Below are 14,630 nucleotides of genomic sequence, written 5' to 3'. Positions count from 1 at the left end.
CGCACGAGATCTCGGCGCCTTGCTCACACCCGGCGCCCTGCCCCGGCGCCCGCGCCTCGGGTTCGTGGCGCCCTGCCCCGTCGCCCGCCCTGTGGGCTCTTGGCGCCCTGCCCCGACCCCCGCCCTGCGGGCTCTTGGCGTCCCGCCCCGACCCCCGCCCTGCGGGCTCGTGGCGCCCTGCCCCGACGCCCGCCCCGCGGGCCCGCGGCGCCCCGCCCCGACGCCCGCCCCGCGGGCTCGCGTGGCCGATACGATGCCCGAGTACTGATCATCGAAGGCGAGGAGGCCCGGGCCATGGCCGGAGAGCCGCAGAGCGACTGCCTGTTCTGCAAGATCGCGGACGGGGAGGTCCCCGCGACGATCGTGCGCGAGACGGAGACGACGGTCGCCTTCCGGGACATCAACCCGCAGGCGCCCACGCACGTGCTCGTCATTCCGCGCGTGCACTACCCCGACGCCGCCACCCTCGCCACGGCCGCGCCGACCATCGCCGCTGACATGCTGCGCGAGGCCGGCGAGATCGCCGCGCAGGAGAAGGTCGACAGCAGCGGTTTCCGTATCGTCTTCAACACCGGGGTCGGCGCCGGCCAGACCGTCTTCCACGCCCACGCGCACGTCCTCGGCGGTCGCGGCCTCAACTGGCCTCCGGGATAAGACGTGTCCGTACGTGAACTCGTCGTGCTCGGGACCGCCAGCCAGGTCCCGACCCGGCACCGCAACCACAACGGCTATCTGCTGCGCTGGGACGGCCAGGGCATCCTCTTCGACCCCGGCGAGGGCACCCAGCGCCAGATGCTGCGGGCGGGGGTCGCCGCGCACGACATCGACCGGATCTGCGTGACGCACTTCCACGGCGACCACTCGCTCGGCCTCGCCGGAGTGATCCAGCGGATCAACCTCGACCAGGTCCCGCACCCCGTCACCGCGCACTACCCGGCGAGCGGACAGCGCTTCTTCGAGCGGCTGCGGTACGCGACCGCCTACCGCGAGACGGTGAAGCTGACGGAGACCCCGGTGGCCGCCGACGGCCCGCTCGCCGTCACCGACTCCTACACCCTGGACGCGTACCGGCTCTCGCACCCCGTCGAGTCGTACGGCTACCGGCTCACCGAGCCCGACGGGCGCCGCATCCTGCCCGAGCGGCTCGCCGCGCACGGCATCAAGGGTCCGGACGTCGGCCGGATCCAGCGTGAGGGCGTCCTGAACGGCGTGACGCTGGAGTCGGTCAGCGAGGTGCGGCGCGGGCAGCGGTTCGCGTTCGTCATGGACACCCGGCTCTGCGAGGGCGTGCACGCGCTCGCCGAGGGCGCCGACATGCTCGTCATCGAGTCGACCTTCCTCGACGAGGACGTCCGGCTCGCCACCGAACACGGCCATCTGACGGCCGGACAGGCCGCCGCCGTCGCGCGCGACGCGGGGGTACGGCACCTCGTGCTGACCCACTTCTCGCAGCGGTACGGCGACCCCGCCGAGTTCGAACGGCAGGCGCGGGCGGCCGGGTTCGACGGCGAGCTGAGCATTGCCCAGGACCTGATGCGGGTCCCTCTACCGAAAAGATAGATCCATGCCCCTGCCCCTCCCCAAGGCCGAACTCCACCTTCACATCGAAGGCACCCTCGAACCCGAGCTGGCGTTCGCGCTCGCCGCGCGCAACGGCGTCACGCTGCCGTACGCGGACACCGAGGAGCTGCGCAAGGCGTACCTCTTCAGCGACCTGCAGTCCTTCCTGGACCTGTACTACGGGCTGATGGCCGTCCTGCACACGGCCGAGGACTTCACCGAACTCGCCGACGCGTACCTGGCGCGGGCGGCGGCGCAGGGGGTGCGGCACGCGGAGATCTTCTTCGACCCGCAGGCGCACACCGCGCGGGGCGTTCCGATCGGCACGGTGATCGAGGGCCTGGCCGCCGCGCTGGACCGGGCGGAGGAGCGGCACGGCGTCTCCACGCGGCTGATCATGTGCTTCCTGCGCGACGAGTCCGCCGAGTCGGCCATGGCGACGCTGGAGGCCGCGAAGCCGTATCTGCACCGGATCACGGGTGTCGGCCTGGACTCTGCGGAGGTCGGCCATCCGCCGTCGAAGTTCCGCGAGGTGTACGCGGCGGCCGGGGCTCTTGGTCTGCGCAAGGTCGCCCACGCGGGCGAGGAGGGCCCGCCGGCGTACATCCGCGAGGCCCTCGACGTCCTCGGGGTGGAGCGGATCGACCACGGGCTGCGCTGCATGGAGGACCCCGAGCTGGTGTCCCGCCTGGTACGGGAGCGGGTGCCGCTGACGCTCTGCCCGCTGTCGAACGTACGGCTCCGGGCGATCGACGTCCTGGAGGACCACCCGCTGGCCGCGATGCTCTCCGCCGGGCTGATGGCGACGGTCAACTCGGACGATCCGGCGTACTTCGGGGGGTATGTGGGGGACACGTTCGAGGCGGTGCGGGGGGCGCTTGGTCTGGACCGTGAGCAGCTGCGGACGCTGGCGCGGAACTCCTTCGAGGCGGCCTTCCTGGAGGACGAGGAGGGGCGGCGGGCGGGGTACCTGGCGGAGGTGGAGGCGTACGACTTCGACGCGGAGTAGGGGGGCGGGCGGGGGTGGGTGCGTGGGTGCGGGCCGTGGGCGCCTGCGGCGGGCTCCTTCCCCACCCCGCCCCTTCCCGAACTGGGGGCAAGCCCCCAGACCCCCGTACGGCCTCCGGCCGTGTCCTCAAACGCCGGACGGGCTGAAAATCCAGCCCCGCTGGGGGCCCGACAGGGCCGCCCCCCTTCAGCCCCAGGCAGGACAGACCCCATTCCATTTGTGATCTGGGTCACTATGGGGTTTGGGCCTTGATTCCCCGGGTAACCATGGCCGCTTTCGATCTACGGCACCCCCTCACCCGGCCCTCATCAGGCACACTGGCCTGATCCGCACCACGACCGGGAGCCTGCCGTGACCACAGCAAGGGGAGATCAGCAACGCGACGCCGGGGTCGATCCGTTGGTGCGCCTGCGGGAGCCCACCGACCCCGCCTGCGACGTCTTCCTCACCGGCACGGTCTTCCTCGACATCATCTTCACCGGCCTCGACAGCGCCCCCGTGCGCGGCACCGAGTCCTGGGCCCGGGGCATGGGGTCCAGCCCCGGCGGCGTCGCCAACATGGCCACCGCGCTCGCCCGCCTCGGCCTGCGCACCTCGCTCGCCGCCGCCTTCGGGGACGACCACTACGGCGAGTACTGCTGGGACGCCCTGGAGCAGGGCGAGGGCATCGACCTCTCGCTCTCCCGCACCGTGCCCGGCTGGCACTCCCCGGTCACCGTCTCCATGGCGTACGAGGGCGAGCGCACGATGGTCTCCCACGGCCACGAGGCCCCGCCCCCGGACGGCGCCCTGCCCGCGTACCCGCCGCACGCGCGGGCCGCCGTGGCCTCGCTCGTGCCGGGCCGCACCGAGGAGTGGGTCGCCCAGGCCGCGCGGGGCGGCGCGAAGGTCTTCGCCGACGTCGGCTGGGACGACACCGGCCGCTGGGACCTGCACGGACTGACCGACCTGGAGCACTGCGAGGCCTTCCTGCCCAACGCCCAGGAGGCCATGCGCTACACCCGCACCGACTGCCCCCGGGCCGCCGCCCGCGCCCTCGCCGACAAGGTCCGTTACGCGGTGGTCACCCTGGGTGCCGAGGGCGCCTACGCGGTCGACGGCGCCACCGGCGAGACCGCCGAGGTGCCGGCCATCGAGGTCTCCGCCCTCGACCCGACCGGCGCCGGAGACGTCTTCGTGGCCGGTTTCGTCACCGGGACGCTCGCGGGCTGGCCCCTCGCCGACCGGCTGGCCTTCGCCGGACTGATCGCCGCGCTCTCCGTCCAGGAGTTCGGCGGCTCGCTCTCCGCCCCCGGCTGGGGCCAGGTCGCCGCCTGGTGGGAGCACGTCCAGGACCACGTCTGCCAGGACCCGGAGGCCCTGCGGGCCCGCTACGCCTTCCTGGAGCGCCTCCTCCCGGCCGCCACCCGCCCCTGGCCCCTGCGCCGGGCGGTCCCGACCATCGGCTTCCGCCGGAGCGCCTGAACCTGCGCAGGGGCCCCGTGAGGAGCCCGGTACCGGGCCCCGTAAAACGCTTCGGCCTTGTCAGTCCTCCGTCGTAGGCTTGTATTCCAGAGGTTGTCGAGCAGCGAGAACCCTGCAACGGGAGGTATGTGCAGGCCAAGTGCCGGCCCATGACTCAGACACCCACAGCCCCCAATGGCGCGCCGGACGAGACCCGCGCCTACTTCAGCGTCCCCGCCAAGCATCCGATGGTGACCGTTCTCGGCTCCGGTGACGCTCTCCTGCGTGTGATCGAGAAGGCGTTCCCGAAGACCGACATCCATGTCCGGGGCAACCAGGTCAGTGCGGTGGGCGAGGCGGCGGAAGTCGCCCTCATCCAGCGACTGTTCGACGAGATGATGCTGGTGCTCCGCACCGGGCAGCCGATGACGGAGGACGCAGTGGAACGCTCGATCGCCATGCTCAGGGCGAGCGAGAACGGCAACACGGAGATCGGCCAGGAGACCCCGGCCGAGGTGCTCACGCAGAACATCCTCTCCAGCCGCGGCCGCACCATCCGCCCCAAGACCCTCAACCAGAAGCGGTACGTCGACGCCATCGACAAGCACACGGTCGTCTTCGGCATCGGCCCCGCGGGTACCGGCAAGACGTATCTGGCCATGGCCAAGGCGGTCCAGGCCCTGCAGTCCAAGCAGGTCACCCGGATCATCCTGACCCGGCCGGCCGTCGAGGCGGGCGAGCGGCTCGGCTTCCTGCCCGGCACCCTCTACGAGAAGATCGACCCCTACCTGCGGCCGCTCTACGACGCGCTGCACGACATGCTCGACCCCGACTCGATCCCGAAGCTCATGGCCTCGGGCACGATCGAGGTCGCGCCGCTGGCGTACATGCGAGGACGGACGCTCAACGACGCGTTCATCATCCTCGACGAGGCGCAGAACACGAACCCCGAGCAGATGAAGATGTTCCTCACCCGCCTCGGCTTCGACTCCAAGATCGTCGTCACCGGCGACATCACCCAGGTCGACCTGCCGGGCGGCACGAAGAGCGGTCTGCGCCAGGTCCGCGAGATCCTGGACGGCGTCCAGGACGTCCACTTCTCGTTGCTCACGTCGCAGGATGTCGTCCGGCACAAGCTCGTCGGCCGTATCGTCGACGCGTACGAGCAGTACGACAGCCGCAACGGGAAGTAGCCACCAGCACCATGTCGATCGACGTCAACAACGAGTCCGGAACCGAGGTCGACGAGCAGGCGATCCTCGACATCGCCCGCTATGCGCTCGCCCGTATGCGCATCCACCCGCTCTCCGAGCTCTCGGTGATCGTCGTCGACGAGGCGGCGATGGAGCAGCTCCACATCCAGTGGATGGACCTGCCGGGCCCGACGGACGTCATGTCCTTCCCGATGGACGAGCTGCGCCCGCCGTCGAAGGACGACGAGGAGCCCCCGCAGGGTCTCCTCGGCGACATCGTGCTCTGCCCCGAGGTCGCCACCCAGCAGGGCAAGGACGCGCCGACGCAGCACTCCATGGACGAGGAGCTCCAGCTCCTCACCGTCCACGGAGTGCTGCACCTGCTCGGCTACGACCACGAGGAGCCGGACGAGAAGGCCGAGATGTTCGGCCTCCAGGCGGCCATCGTCGACGGCTGGCGCGCGGAGAAGGGCCTGACCGGCCCGTCCCCGGCGCCCACCGTCTCCTGACCCGGGGATCGGGCCCCCGATGAACGCATCGCTCATCCTCGGTGCGGTCGCCCTGGTCGTCGTCGCCTGGCTGGCCGCCTGCGCCGAGGCCGGTATCGCCCGCGTCTCCAGCTTCCGCGCCGCCGAGGCCGTACGGTCGGGGCGGCGCGGCGCCGAGAAGCTGGCGCAGGTCGCCTCCGACCCCACCCGCTATCTCAACGTGGCGCTGCTCGTGCGCGTCACCTGCGAAATGGCGGCCGGTGTCCTCGTCACCTACGCATGCCTGGAGGAGTTCCCCGAGACCTGGCAGGCCCTGCTCGTCGCCATGGCGGTCATGGTGCTGGTCTCGTACGTCGCCGTCGGCGTCTCGCCGCGCACCATCGGCCGGCAGCACCCGCTGAACACGGCGACCGCCGCCGCGCACGTCCTGCTGCCGCTGGCCCGGGTCATGGGCCCGATCCCGCAGCTGCTCATCCTCATCGGCAACGCGCTCACCCCCGGCAAGGGCTTCCGCAAGGGCCCCTTCGCCTCCGAGGCCGAACTGCGGGCCATGGTCGACCTCGCCGAGCAGGAACAGCTCATCGAGGACGACGAGCGCCGGATGGTGCACTCCGTCTTCGAGCTCGGCGACACGCTCGTACGGGAGGTCATGGTGCCCCGCACCGACCTCATCTGCATCGAGCGGTACAAGACGATCCGTCAGGCCCTCACCCTCGCGCTGCGCTCCGGCTTCTCCCGCATCCCGGTCACGGGTGAGAACGAGGACGACATCGTCGGCATCGTGTATCTGAAGGACCTGGTCCGCAAGACGCACATCAACCGCGACGCCGAGTCGGACCAGGTGTCGACGGCGATGCGGGCGGCCGCGTTCGTGCCGGACACCAAGAACGCGGGCGACCTGCTGCGGGAGATGCAGCAGGAGCGCAACCACGTCGCCGTCGTCATCGACGAGTACGGCGGCACGGCCGGGATCGTCACCATCGAGGACATCCTGGAGGAGATCGTCGGCGAGATCACCGACGAGTACGACCGTGAACTCCCGCCGGTCCAGAAGCTGGGCGACGACCGCTACCGGGTCACCGCCCGCCTCGACATCGGCGACCTCGGCGAGCTGTACGGCTTCGGCGGGGACGAGTACGACGACGAGGACGTGGAGACCGTCGGCGGACTCCTCGCCAAGGCCCTCGGCCGGGTGCCGATCGCGGGCGCCAAGGCGGTCGTGGAGCTGCCCGACGGGCGCGACCTGCGGCTGACGGCCGAGGCGCCGGCGGGCCGCCGGAACAAGATCGTGACGGTGCTCGTGGAGCCGGTCGAGCCCGAAGGGACGACGGATGACGCCTGACCAGCTGCGCGCCTTCTGCCTGGAGTTCAACGACGCGACGGAGGAGTTCCCCTTCGGGCCGGACACCTCCGTCTTCAAGGTCGCCGGGAAGATGTTCGCGCTGTCCTGGCTCGACGGCAGACCGCTGCGGATCAACCTCAAGTGCGAGCCGGAGGACGCGGTCCGGCTCCGCGAGGAGTACCCGGCGGTCGCCCCCGGCTACCACATGAACAAGCGCCACTGGAACACGGTGACCGTCGGCGGACTCCCGGACCGCATGGTCCGGGAGCTCATCGAGGACTCGTACGACCTGGTGGTCGCGGGCCTGCCGAAGGCGGTACGGCTCCGCCTCGACCGTCCATAGTTCAGCCCTTCCGGCGCAGGCCGACCGCCACGAGCAGCGCCGTCGCCACCACGATCGCCGCGTCGACGGCCAGGACCGTGCGCACCCCGTCGTACAGGCTGGGGCCGGTCGTCGCGAGGACACCGAGCAGCGGGATGCCGACGGTGATGCCGACCTGCTGGGTTGTCGTCACCAGACCGGTCGCCAGGCCCTGCTCCTCGTCCGGGACACCGGAGGTGACGGTCACGCCGTACGAGATGATCGCGCCGAGGTGGCACATGCTCGCCAGCGAGACGGCGACCGTCGCGAACACCGCGCCCGAGTCCGAGCCGAGGGCAAGGAGCGTCGCCACGAACACGCCCTGACCGAGCAGGGAGAACGCGAGCGTGCGGCGGGCGCCGATCCGGCCGATCACCTTCGACGCGAGAGACCCGGCGAGCACCGACAGGACGCCCTGCACCCCGAAGACCAGACCGGTGCCGAAGGCCGAGAGCCCCAGCGTCTCCTGGAGATACAGGGTCAGCACGAAGACGACCGTGGACATCATCGAGAAGGTCACGAGCCCGCCCAGGTTGCCGAAGGCCACCGTGCGCCGCCGCAGCATCGGCAGCGAGACCAGCGGGGACGCGTGCCGGGACTCCACCGCCACGAACGCCGCGAGCAGCAGCACGCCCGCCACCAGGGTCACGAGGACGTCCGTGCCGCCGAAGCCGCGCTCGGCCGCCGTCGACAGGGCGTAGATCACGGCGAGCAGTCCACCGGTCACGGTCACCGCTCCCGGCACGTCGAGGCGTGGCCGGTCCGCGGTCCGCGACTCGCGCAGCAGGCCGGGGGCGAGGGGCAGCACGATCAGGGAGAAGAGCGCGAGCAGGCCCATCGTCGAGCGCCAGCCGAGGGTGTCGGTCATGACCCCGCCCAGGATCATGCCGACCGTGAAGCCCAGGGACAGCACGGTGCCGGAGATGCCGAGCGCCCGGTCCCGCTGCGGGCCCTCGGGGAACGTGGTGGTGAGCAGGGACATGCCGGTGGGTACGATCGCCGCCGCTCCGAGGCCCTGCAGGGCACGGCCGGCCAGGAACGACGCCGGGTCCCAGGCGAAGGTCGCCAGCAGCGAGGCCGCGCCGAAGAGCGCGAGGCCCCCGAGGAACAGCCGCTTGCGCCCGTACAGATCGCCGGTCCGGCCGAACAGCAGCAGGAACCCGCCGGACGGCAGGGCGAAGGCCGTGACCGCCCACTGGAGCGCGGACGGGCTCAGGCCGAGGTCGGAGCCGAGGACGGGCAGCGCCACGTTCAGTACGGAGAAGTCGAGCGCCACCATGAACTGGGCGGCGCACAGCACGAAGAGGACGAGCCGGGAGCGTCCGGCGAGGGCCGGTGGGGCGGGTGTCGTCGTGGAATCAAGGGTGGTTGCCATGGCCACCACCCTCGGCGCGCGGGAACAACCGTGGGGAGCGGGAACTTATCCTGTTGGTCGCACCACCAGGCATCCAGGGGGAGGAAGCACACGTGGCCACAGCCGTCGAGAGCGATGCGGCCAAGGCGCACCGACTGGCCGAACTGCGCGAGTTCCTGAGGAGCCGTCGGGCCCGGGTCACCCCGGCGGAGGCCGGCCTCCCGGACGGCGGCGCCCGGCGCCGTACGCCCGGCCTGCGGCGCGAGGAGGTCGCCGTCCTCGCGGGCGTGGGCGTCTCCTGGTACCAGTGGCTGGAGCAGGGCCGGGACATCACGGTCTCCCCGCAGGTCCTCGACGCGGTGGCGCGGGTGCTCCGGCTGACCGCGGCGGAGCGCCGCCACCTGTACGTCCTCGCCGGCCTCAACCCGCCCGCCCCCCAGGTCGATCCGGAGGCGCGCGACATGTGCGCGGGGCTGCGGCGGCTGATCGACGCGTGGATGCCGTTCCCGGCGCACATCATGGACGCGTACTGGAACACGATCATGTACAACGAGTCGGCGGCGGTCGTCCTCGGCATGCGCCCCGAGATCTCGCAGAACTGCCTCGTCTCGTTCTTCACCGACCCGATCTACCGCTCCCGGGCGACCGACTGGCAGCGGCTCGCCCCGCAGGTCGTCGCCCAGTTCCGGGCCGCCTGCTCGGAGTGCCCGGACGACGAGGGCTTCCGCGCGGTGGTGGAGGAGGCGAAGGCGGCGAGCGAGGAGTTCACCGAGCTGTGGGAGCGGCGGGACATCTCCCCGGGCGGCCAGATCCGCAAGGAGATCGAGCACCCGCTCGTCGGCGTCCTGTGCGTGGAGTCCACGCAGCTGAGGGTGCCCGCGCGCCCCGACCTGACGATCATCATGCACACGCCGCTGCCGCAGGCGGACACGGCGGCGAAGCTGGAGTGGCTGGTCTCCCCGGAGGGACGGCGCGGGGCGATGTATCCGGTGGCGGGCTGAACGGGACTCCCGCCGTACGGCGTTGTCGGCGGGCCCGTATATTCTCCTCGCGATCCGGCCGTCCCCCACCGTGCGCCGGGCTTGTCCCATCACCCTCATACCCGAAAAGGGCTCATTCGCCATGCGCACTCGCATTCGCCACGGACTGGCCGCCGCTCTCGCCGTCTCCGCGCTCTCCCTGACCGCCGCGTGCGGTGGCGGCGCGGCCAAGGACGACGCGAAGAAGGACAAGGCCGCCGACAAGCCGGCCGCCGGGCAGACCACGTCGGCAGCCCCCGCCCCCGCGCCCGCGACGCCGCTCACGGCCGCGCAGATGAAGGCCGGCGTCCTGGAGCTGAAGGACCTGCCGTCGGGCTGGAAGGCCGTGAAGGCGGAGGAGGGCCCGACCGTCACCAAGGTCGACAAGCCTGAGTGCGAGCCGATCGCGGGCCTGCTCGCGGAGAAGCTCTCCGGCGCGACGCTCGGTGGCTCGGGCGACTTCCAGCGCGGCGGAACCACGACGCTCAACCAGGAGGTCCTGACCTTCCCGGGCACCGGGGCCGCCGACTTCGTCAAGAAGCTGGGCACCGCCCTGGACGCCTGCACCGGGTTCGGTGCCGAGGCGGAGGGCATGAAGCTGACGGCCACCGTGACGAAGCTGACGGCTCCGCAGGGTGCCGAGGAGGCGCACGCCCTGCGGCTGAAGCTGAGCATCCCCGATGTCGGCTACAACACGGAGGTGAACCTGCTGGTCGCCCGTCAGGGCACCGGTGTGACCCGGCTGGCACACGACCCGGCCACCGCCTCCGACCACAAGGACTTCGACGGCTTCGCCAAGCTCGCCGCCGACAAGTTCGTCAAGGCCGCGCAGAGCTGACCCGTGCCCCGACCTATGCTCGGGGCATGACACTTAAGCGCGAGCACGGCGACCTCGGCGCCGAGGACCTCAAGATCATCACGCTGGCGCGCAGCGCCCGCGCCCGCAACGGTGTGCCCGAGGGTGCGGCGGTACGGGACGAGACGGGCCGCACGTACGTGGCCGGGACCGTGGCTCTGGAGTCGCTCAAGCTGAGCGCGCTCCAGACCGCGGTCGCGATGGCCGTGGCCAGTGGCGCCCAGTCCCTGGAGGCCGCGGCCGTCGTCTCGACCGCCGAGTCCGCCTCGGACGCGGACCGCGCGGCGGTACGGGACCTGGGCGGCCCGGAGACCCCGGTGCTGCTCGCCGGCCCCGACGGGCAGCTGCGTTCGGCGGTCACCGCGGGCTGAGGTCCGGCCGATGTGCCGAAACGAAGAGGGCCCGGCGCCTGATGCGCCGGGCCCTCTCGGCGATCTACGGCGCGGCGCTCTCCGGGCTGACCAGGCAAAACATCGATCTTGACAGTATCTGATGGGTCATCAGTCGGTGCATTTCGATTCCATTGACTTCTCCTTGCGCGCGGCCGTCAATGGCGCCCTCTCATCCCTCAGGAGGGGGCACACATGGCACTCTCGCGAACCGGCGCCCGAAGACGGCGTTGGGGCGCCGTCCTCGGCGCCGCGGCCCTCGCGGTCGCCACCGGCGGCGCACTCGCCGCTCCGGCCGGCGCTCTGACGGCCGCGTCCCAGGCGGTGGACTTCCCCACCCGCTGCGTCCCGCCGCCGATCGCCGGCATCCCGCCGATCGAAGGCACCACGACGGCCGAGATCACCGTCGACAAGCCCGCACCCAAGGTCGGCGACACCGTCACGGTCACCTACACGATCACCAAACCGGCCGCCTCGAACCCCGTCGACCTGGCCCTGCCCGCCGACATCATGACCCCGAGCGGCAAGGTCGTCCTCGGCGGCGCCCAGACCGGCGCTGTCACCGTCACCGGACCCAAGAAGAACCCGCCCATCCCCGCCAAGGGCGCCTTCCCGCCGTTCTCGATGACCGGTACGTTCACGGTCACCGCGCCCGGCTCGATCAGCCTCTCGCCCGGCGACTACAACATCCACACCAGCTACATCATGGAGCTGGACACCCCCTGTACGGTCATGAACCCGCCCGCCCCCGTCTCCGAGACGGTCGTCGCGAGCCCGCAGCCGGGTGCCAACGAGCGGAACATCTCGCTCGGCTCGGCCTCCGGCGCACCGGGCGTCCAGGTCACCGTGACCGGCGCCAAGTTCACCCCGCTCGCCGAGGTCACCGTCGTCGGCCGGGCCGGCGCGGCGGAGACCGCCGACAGGATGACCGTCACGACCGACAGCGAGGGCGGGTTCGCCGCCCGGCTGACGGTCAACGACAAGGCGACCACCGGGATCGTGGCGTACGAGGGGGCGGCCTGGGACCCGGAGAAGGGCGCCGGACCGGCCGCGTACACCGTCATCGACGACACCCCGCCCCCGCCGAACAGCCAGAAGCTCACGGCGGCGGTCATGGCGGGCGAACTGTCGATGACCCAGGCCGGTGACGCCGTCCAACTGTCGTCCGTCGACTTCGGTCAGGGCGGCGCGGCGACCGGCGACCTGAAGACGGTGACGGTCAAGGACTTCCGCGGCGGCCCCGCGGGCTGGTCCCTGACCGGCAAGGTCACCGACTTCACCGGCCCCGGCGGCTCCATCGGCGCCGGAGCACTCAGCTGGACCCCGGCCTGCACCACCAAGGCCGGAAGCCCGAGCACCTGCGTCCCCGGCTCGTCGGGAACGGTCGGCAGCGGCGGGGCGACCCTCGCCTCGACCCCGAACGGCACGCTCACCGGCGGTGAGTTCACCGTCGACGCCAAGGTCTCCCTCGACGTCCCGGCGTTCACCGCGCCCGGCTCGTACGCGGGCGTCCTGACGCTCACGCTCAGCTGACCGCAGTACCGCACACAGCGGGCCGGGCGCGCACCCGGTCGGCCCGCCTCGACCTTCGGGGGTTCGCACCGTGCGCAAGCTGTACGTATTCGTGGTCGGCGCCCTGCTGCTCCTGGCCGGGACTCCCGCCCACGCCGCCGACAACGGCGAGTGGGCCGTCCACCCGGCCGCCTCCCCGCTCGGCAGCCGGCCGTACTTCTATCTCTCCGCGGACCCCGGCACGACCCTGACCGACCGGGTCACCGTCACCAACAAGACCGGCGCTCCCCTCACCTTCCGCCTCTACGGAGCCGACGCCTACAACACCGAACGCGACGGCGGCTTCGCCATCCGCACCCGGCAGGAGAAGCAGACCGGCGCCGGAGCCTGGATCACGCCCGCCCGCAGCCGCGTCACCGTCCCGCCCCGCTCCTCCGTCACCGTGCCGTACACCCTCACCGTCCCCGCCGACGCCGAGCCCGGTGACCACCCCGGCGCGGTCGTCGCCCTCGACGAGCGGGTCGAGGCCGGCGGCAGCGGCTCCGTCGCCGTCGGCGTGCAGCGCGCCGTCGGAGCCCGGGTCTACCTCCGGGTCAACGGCCCCACCGTCCCCGCCCTCGCCGTCGAGGACGTCACCCTCGACCAGGACCGGCCGCTCGTCCCCGGCGCCGGTACGAGCACCGCCCTCATCTCGTACACGCTCCACAACCGCGGCAACGTCACCCTCAACCCCAAGGTCGCCCTGCGCGCCGAGGGTGTCTTCGGCCGCACCCTGCTCGCCCGCGATCTTGCGAAGATCCCCGCCGAGCTGCTGCCCCGCCAGAAGATCAGGCTCACGGAGCGCTGGACGGGATCGCCGCAGTTCGACTGGGGTGAGGTGACGCTCACGGCCACCGCGAAGGACGTACGGGAGTCCGGCCGCGCCTCCTTCCTGGCCCTGCCGTGGCTCGCCGCCGCGGTCGTGCTCGCCGGGGGAGCGGCGGCCCTCGCGGGGCTCTGGGTGAGGCGGCGCCGGGCACTGAGTACGTGACGGCGCTCCGCATCGGGGACAATGGCCCCCATGAGCGCTCGTAACCAAGAACCCGAAGCCGTCCACCGGGCCGGCTTCGCCTGCTTCGTCGGCCGCCCCAACGCGGGCAAGTCCACCCTCACGAACGCTCTGGTCGGCCAGAAGGTGGCGATCACCTCCACCCGGCCGCAGACCACCCGGCACACCGTCCGCGGCATCGTGCACCGCCCGGACGCGCAGCTGATCCTCGTGGACACCCCCGGGCTCCACAAGCCGCGCACGCTCCTCGGCGAGCGGCTGAACGACATCGTGCGCACGACGTGGGCCGAGGTCGACGTGATCGGCTTCTGCCTGCCCGCCGACCAGAAGCTCGGCCCCGGCGACCGCTTCATCGCCAAGGAGCTGGCCGGGATCAAGAAGACCCCGAAGGTCGCGATCGTCACCAAGACCGACCTGGTCGACTCCAAGACGCTCGCCGAGCAGCTCATCGCCGTCGACCAGCTCGGCAAGGAGCTGGGCTTCGAGTGGCAGCAGATCGTCCCGGTCTCGGCCGTCGGCGACAAGCAGGTCCAGCTCGTCGCGGACCTGCTGATCCCGCTCCTGCCGGAGTCCCCGCCGCTCTACCCGGAGGGCGACCTCACGGACGAGCCGGAGATGGTCATGGTCGCGGAGCTGATCCGCGAGGCCGCGCTGGAAGGCGTACGGGACGAGCTGCCGCACTCGATCGCGGTCGTCGTCGAGGAGATGATCCCGCGCGAGGACCGCCCGGCGGACAAGCCGCTGCTCGACATCCACGCGAACGTCTACATCGAGCGCCCCAGCCAGAAGGGGATCATCATCGGCCCGAAGGGCAGCCGCCTGAAGGAGGTCGGGATGAAGTCCCGCAAGCACATCGAGGCCCTGCTCGGGACCCCGGTCTTCCTCGACCTCCACGTCAAGGTCGCGAAGGACTGGCAGCGGGATCCGAAGCAGCTGCGCAAGCTGGGCTTCTGAGCCCAGCCAGGCACCGTCCGGCCGGCGGCCGGCGCAGCCGTCCGAAGCCCGTGAGGCCCCCGGGGCCGAGCGGTGCGAGGACGGCAGTGAGAGAGGGGTCCC

Annotated in this window: 15 protein-coding genes; 14 read left to right on the top strand and 1 reads right to left on the bottom strand. The window is 71.7% G+C overall.

Translation table 11 applies throughout. The features are described from left to right. Positions 1–294 precede the first annotated feature (294 nt). From ACZ4VI_RS12830 to ACZ4VI_RS12795, 8 genes are all read left to right on the top strand, one after another. Positions 295–654 carry a histidine triad nucleotide-binding protein gene (locus ACZ4VI_RS12830; RefSeq protein ID WP_467999212.1) on the top strand — a complete coding sequence of 120 codons (360 nt, stop codon included), beginning with the start codon at positions 295–297 and terminating at the stop codon, positions 652–654. 3 nt (positions 655–657) lie between these two features. Further along, positions 658–1,560 carry a ribonuclease Z gene (locus ACZ4VI_RS12825; RefSeq protein ID WP_467999211.1) on the top strand — a complete coding sequence of 301 codons (903 nt, stop codon included), beginning with the start codon at positions 658–660 and terminating at the stop codon, positions 1,558–1,560. A 10-nt stretch (positions 1,561–1,570) separates the two neighbouring features. Continuing rightward, complete coding sequence (locus ACZ4VI_RS12820) at positions 1,571–2,569, top strand: adenosine deaminase (RefSeq protein WP_467999318.1); 999 nt, start codon at positions 1,571–1,573, stop codon at positions 2,567–2,569. 351 nt (positions 2,570–2,920) lie between these two features. After that, the gene (locus tag ACZ4VI_RS12815; RefSeq protein ID WP_467999210.1) at positions 2,921–4,033 is read left to right on the top strand and encodes a carbohydrate kinase family protein; all 1,113 of its coding nucleotides are present in this window, start codon (positions 2,921–2,923) and stop codon (positions 4,031–4,033) included. 149 nt (positions 4,034–4,182) lie between these two features. Next, positions 4,183–5,205 carry a PhoH family protein gene (locus ACZ4VI_RS12810; RefSeq protein WP_467999209.1) on the top strand — a complete coding sequence of 341 codons (1,023 nt, stop codon included), beginning with the start codon at positions 4,183–4,185 and terminating at the stop codon, positions 5,203–5,205. Positions 5,206–5,216: 11 nt separating this feature from the next. Then, entirely contained in the window at positions 5,217–5,714 is a 498-nt protein-coding gene (ybeY, locus tag ACZ4VI_RS12805; protein WP_137989380.1) for an rRNA maturation RNase YbeY, read from the top strand. A gap of 19 nt (positions 5,715–5,733) precedes the next feature. After that, complete coding sequence (locus ACZ4VI_RS12800; protein WP_467999208.1) at positions 5,734–7,035, top strand: hemolysin family protein; 1,302 nt, start codon at positions 5,734–5,736, stop codon at positions 7,033–7,035. Further along, entirely contained in the window at positions 7,025–7,378 is a 354-nt protein-coding gene (locus tag ACZ4VI_RS12795) for an MmcQ/YjbR family DNA-binding protein (protein ID WP_467999207.1), read from the top strand. Before ACZ4VI_RS12800 ends, ACZ4VI_RS12795 begins: the two co-directional genes overlap by 11 nt. Before the next feature lies 1 nt (position 7,379). Here ACZ4VI_RS12795 and ACZ4VI_RS12790 read toward each other — a convergent pair whose 3' ends face one another. Then, positions 7,380–8,771: an MFS transporter gene (locus ACZ4VI_RS12790; protein ID WP_467999206.1), complete on the bottom strand. Its 1,392-nt coding sequence runs from the start codon at positions 8,769–8,771 to the stop codon at positions 7,380–7,382. A 92-nt stretch (positions 8,772–8,863) separates the two neighbouring features. On the opposite strand from ACZ4VI_RS12790, the gene ACZ4VI_RS12785 reads away from it, so the two are divergent. The 6 genes from ACZ4VI_RS12785 (at position 8,864) to era (ending at position 14,528) form a co-directional block, all read left to right on the top strand. Continuing rightward, complete coding sequence (locus ACZ4VI_RS12785) at positions 8,864–9,751, top strand: helix-turn-helix transcriptional regulator (RefSeq protein ID WP_467999205.1); 888 nt, start codon at positions 8,864–8,866, stop codon at positions 9,749–9,751. A gap of 121 nt (positions 9,752–9,872) precedes the next feature. Further along, positions 9,873–10,607 carry a hypothetical protein gene (locus ACZ4VI_RS12780; RefSeq protein WP_467999204.1) on the top strand — a complete coding sequence of 245 codons (735 nt, stop codon included), beginning with the start codon at positions 9,873–9,875 and terminating at the stop codon, positions 10,605–10,607. Between the two features lie 26 nt (positions 10,608–10,633). Next, entirely contained in the window at positions 10,634–10,996 is a 363-nt protein-coding gene (locus tag ACZ4VI_RS12775; RefSeq protein WP_467999203.1) for a cytidine deaminase, read from the top strand. A gap of 213 nt (positions 10,997–11,209) precedes the next feature. Continuing rightward, the gene (locus tag ACZ4VI_RS12770) at positions 11,210–12,547 is read left to right on the top strand and encodes a beta-xylosidase (protein ID WP_467999202.1); all 1,338 of its coding nucleotides are present in this window, start codon (positions 11,210–11,212) and stop codon (positions 12,545–12,547) included. A 70-nt stretch (positions 12,548–12,617) separates the two neighbouring features. Beyond that, positions 12,618–13,556, top strand: a complete 939-nt coding sequence (locus ACZ4VI_RS12765; RefSeq protein WP_467999201.1) for a DUF916 domain-containing protein — start codon at positions 12,618–12,620, stop codon at positions 13,554–13,556. Positions 13,557–13,577: 21 nt separating this feature from the next. Next, on the top strand, positions 13,578–14,528 hold the full coding sequence (gene era, locus ACZ4VI_RS12760) for a GTPase Era (RefSeq protein ID WP_467999200.1): 951 nt from the start codon (positions 13,578–13,580) through the stop codon (positions 14,526–14,528). Positions 14,529–14,630: the final 102 nt, after the last annotated feature.

It is taken from the genome of Streptomyces sp. NPDC029169 (assembly GCF_055563935.1).
This window is presented reverse-complemented; position numbering and strand designations above follow the sequence as displayed.

What these genes read in the sequence shown, in the direction of transcription:
- ACZ4VI_RS12770 (WP_467999202.1), top strand. Translation starts at nt 11,210, where the DNA reads ATGGCACTCTCGCGAACCGGCGCCCGAAGACGGCGTTGGGGCGCCGTC.
- ACZ4VI_RS12775 (WP_467999203.1), top strand. Translation starts at nt 10,634, where the DNA reads ATGACACTTAAGCGCGAGCACGGCGACCTCGGCGCCGAGGACCTCAAG.
- ACZ4VI_RS12830 (WP_467999212.1), top strand. Translation starts at nt 295, where the DNA reads ATGGCCGGAGAGCCGCAGAGCGACTGCCTGTTCTGCAAGATCGCGGAC.
- ACZ4VI_RS12780 (WP_467999204.1), top strand. Translation starts at nt 9,873, where the DNA reads ATGCGCACTCGCATTCGCCACGGACTGGCCGCCGCTCTCGCCGTCTCC.
- ACZ4VI_RS12810 (WP_467999209.1), top strand. Translation starts at nt 4,183, where the DNA reads ATGACTCAGACACCCACAGCCCCCAATGGCGCGCCGGACGAGACCCGC.
- era (WP_467999200.1), top strand. Translation starts at nt 13,578, where the DNA reads ATGGCCCCCATGAGCGCTCGTAACCAAGAACCCGAAGCCGTCCACCGG.
- ybeY (WP_137989380.1), top strand. Translation starts at nt 5,217, where the DNA reads ATGTCGATCGACGTCAACAACGAGTCCGGAACCGAGGTCGACGAGCAG.
- ACZ4VI_RS12790 (WP_467999206.1), bottom strand. Translation starts at nt 8,771, where the DNA reads ATGGCAACCACCCTTGATTCCACGACGACACCCGCCCCACCGGCCCTC.
- ACZ4VI_RS12800 (WP_467999208.1), top strand. Translation starts at nt 5,734, where the DNA reads ATGAACGCATCGCTCATCCTCGGTGCGGTCGCCCTGGTCGTCGTCGCC.
- ACZ4VI_RS12795 (WP_467999207.1), top strand. Translation starts at nt 7,025, where the DNA reads ATGACGCCTGACCAGCTGCGCGCCTTCTGCCTGGAGTTCAACGACGCG.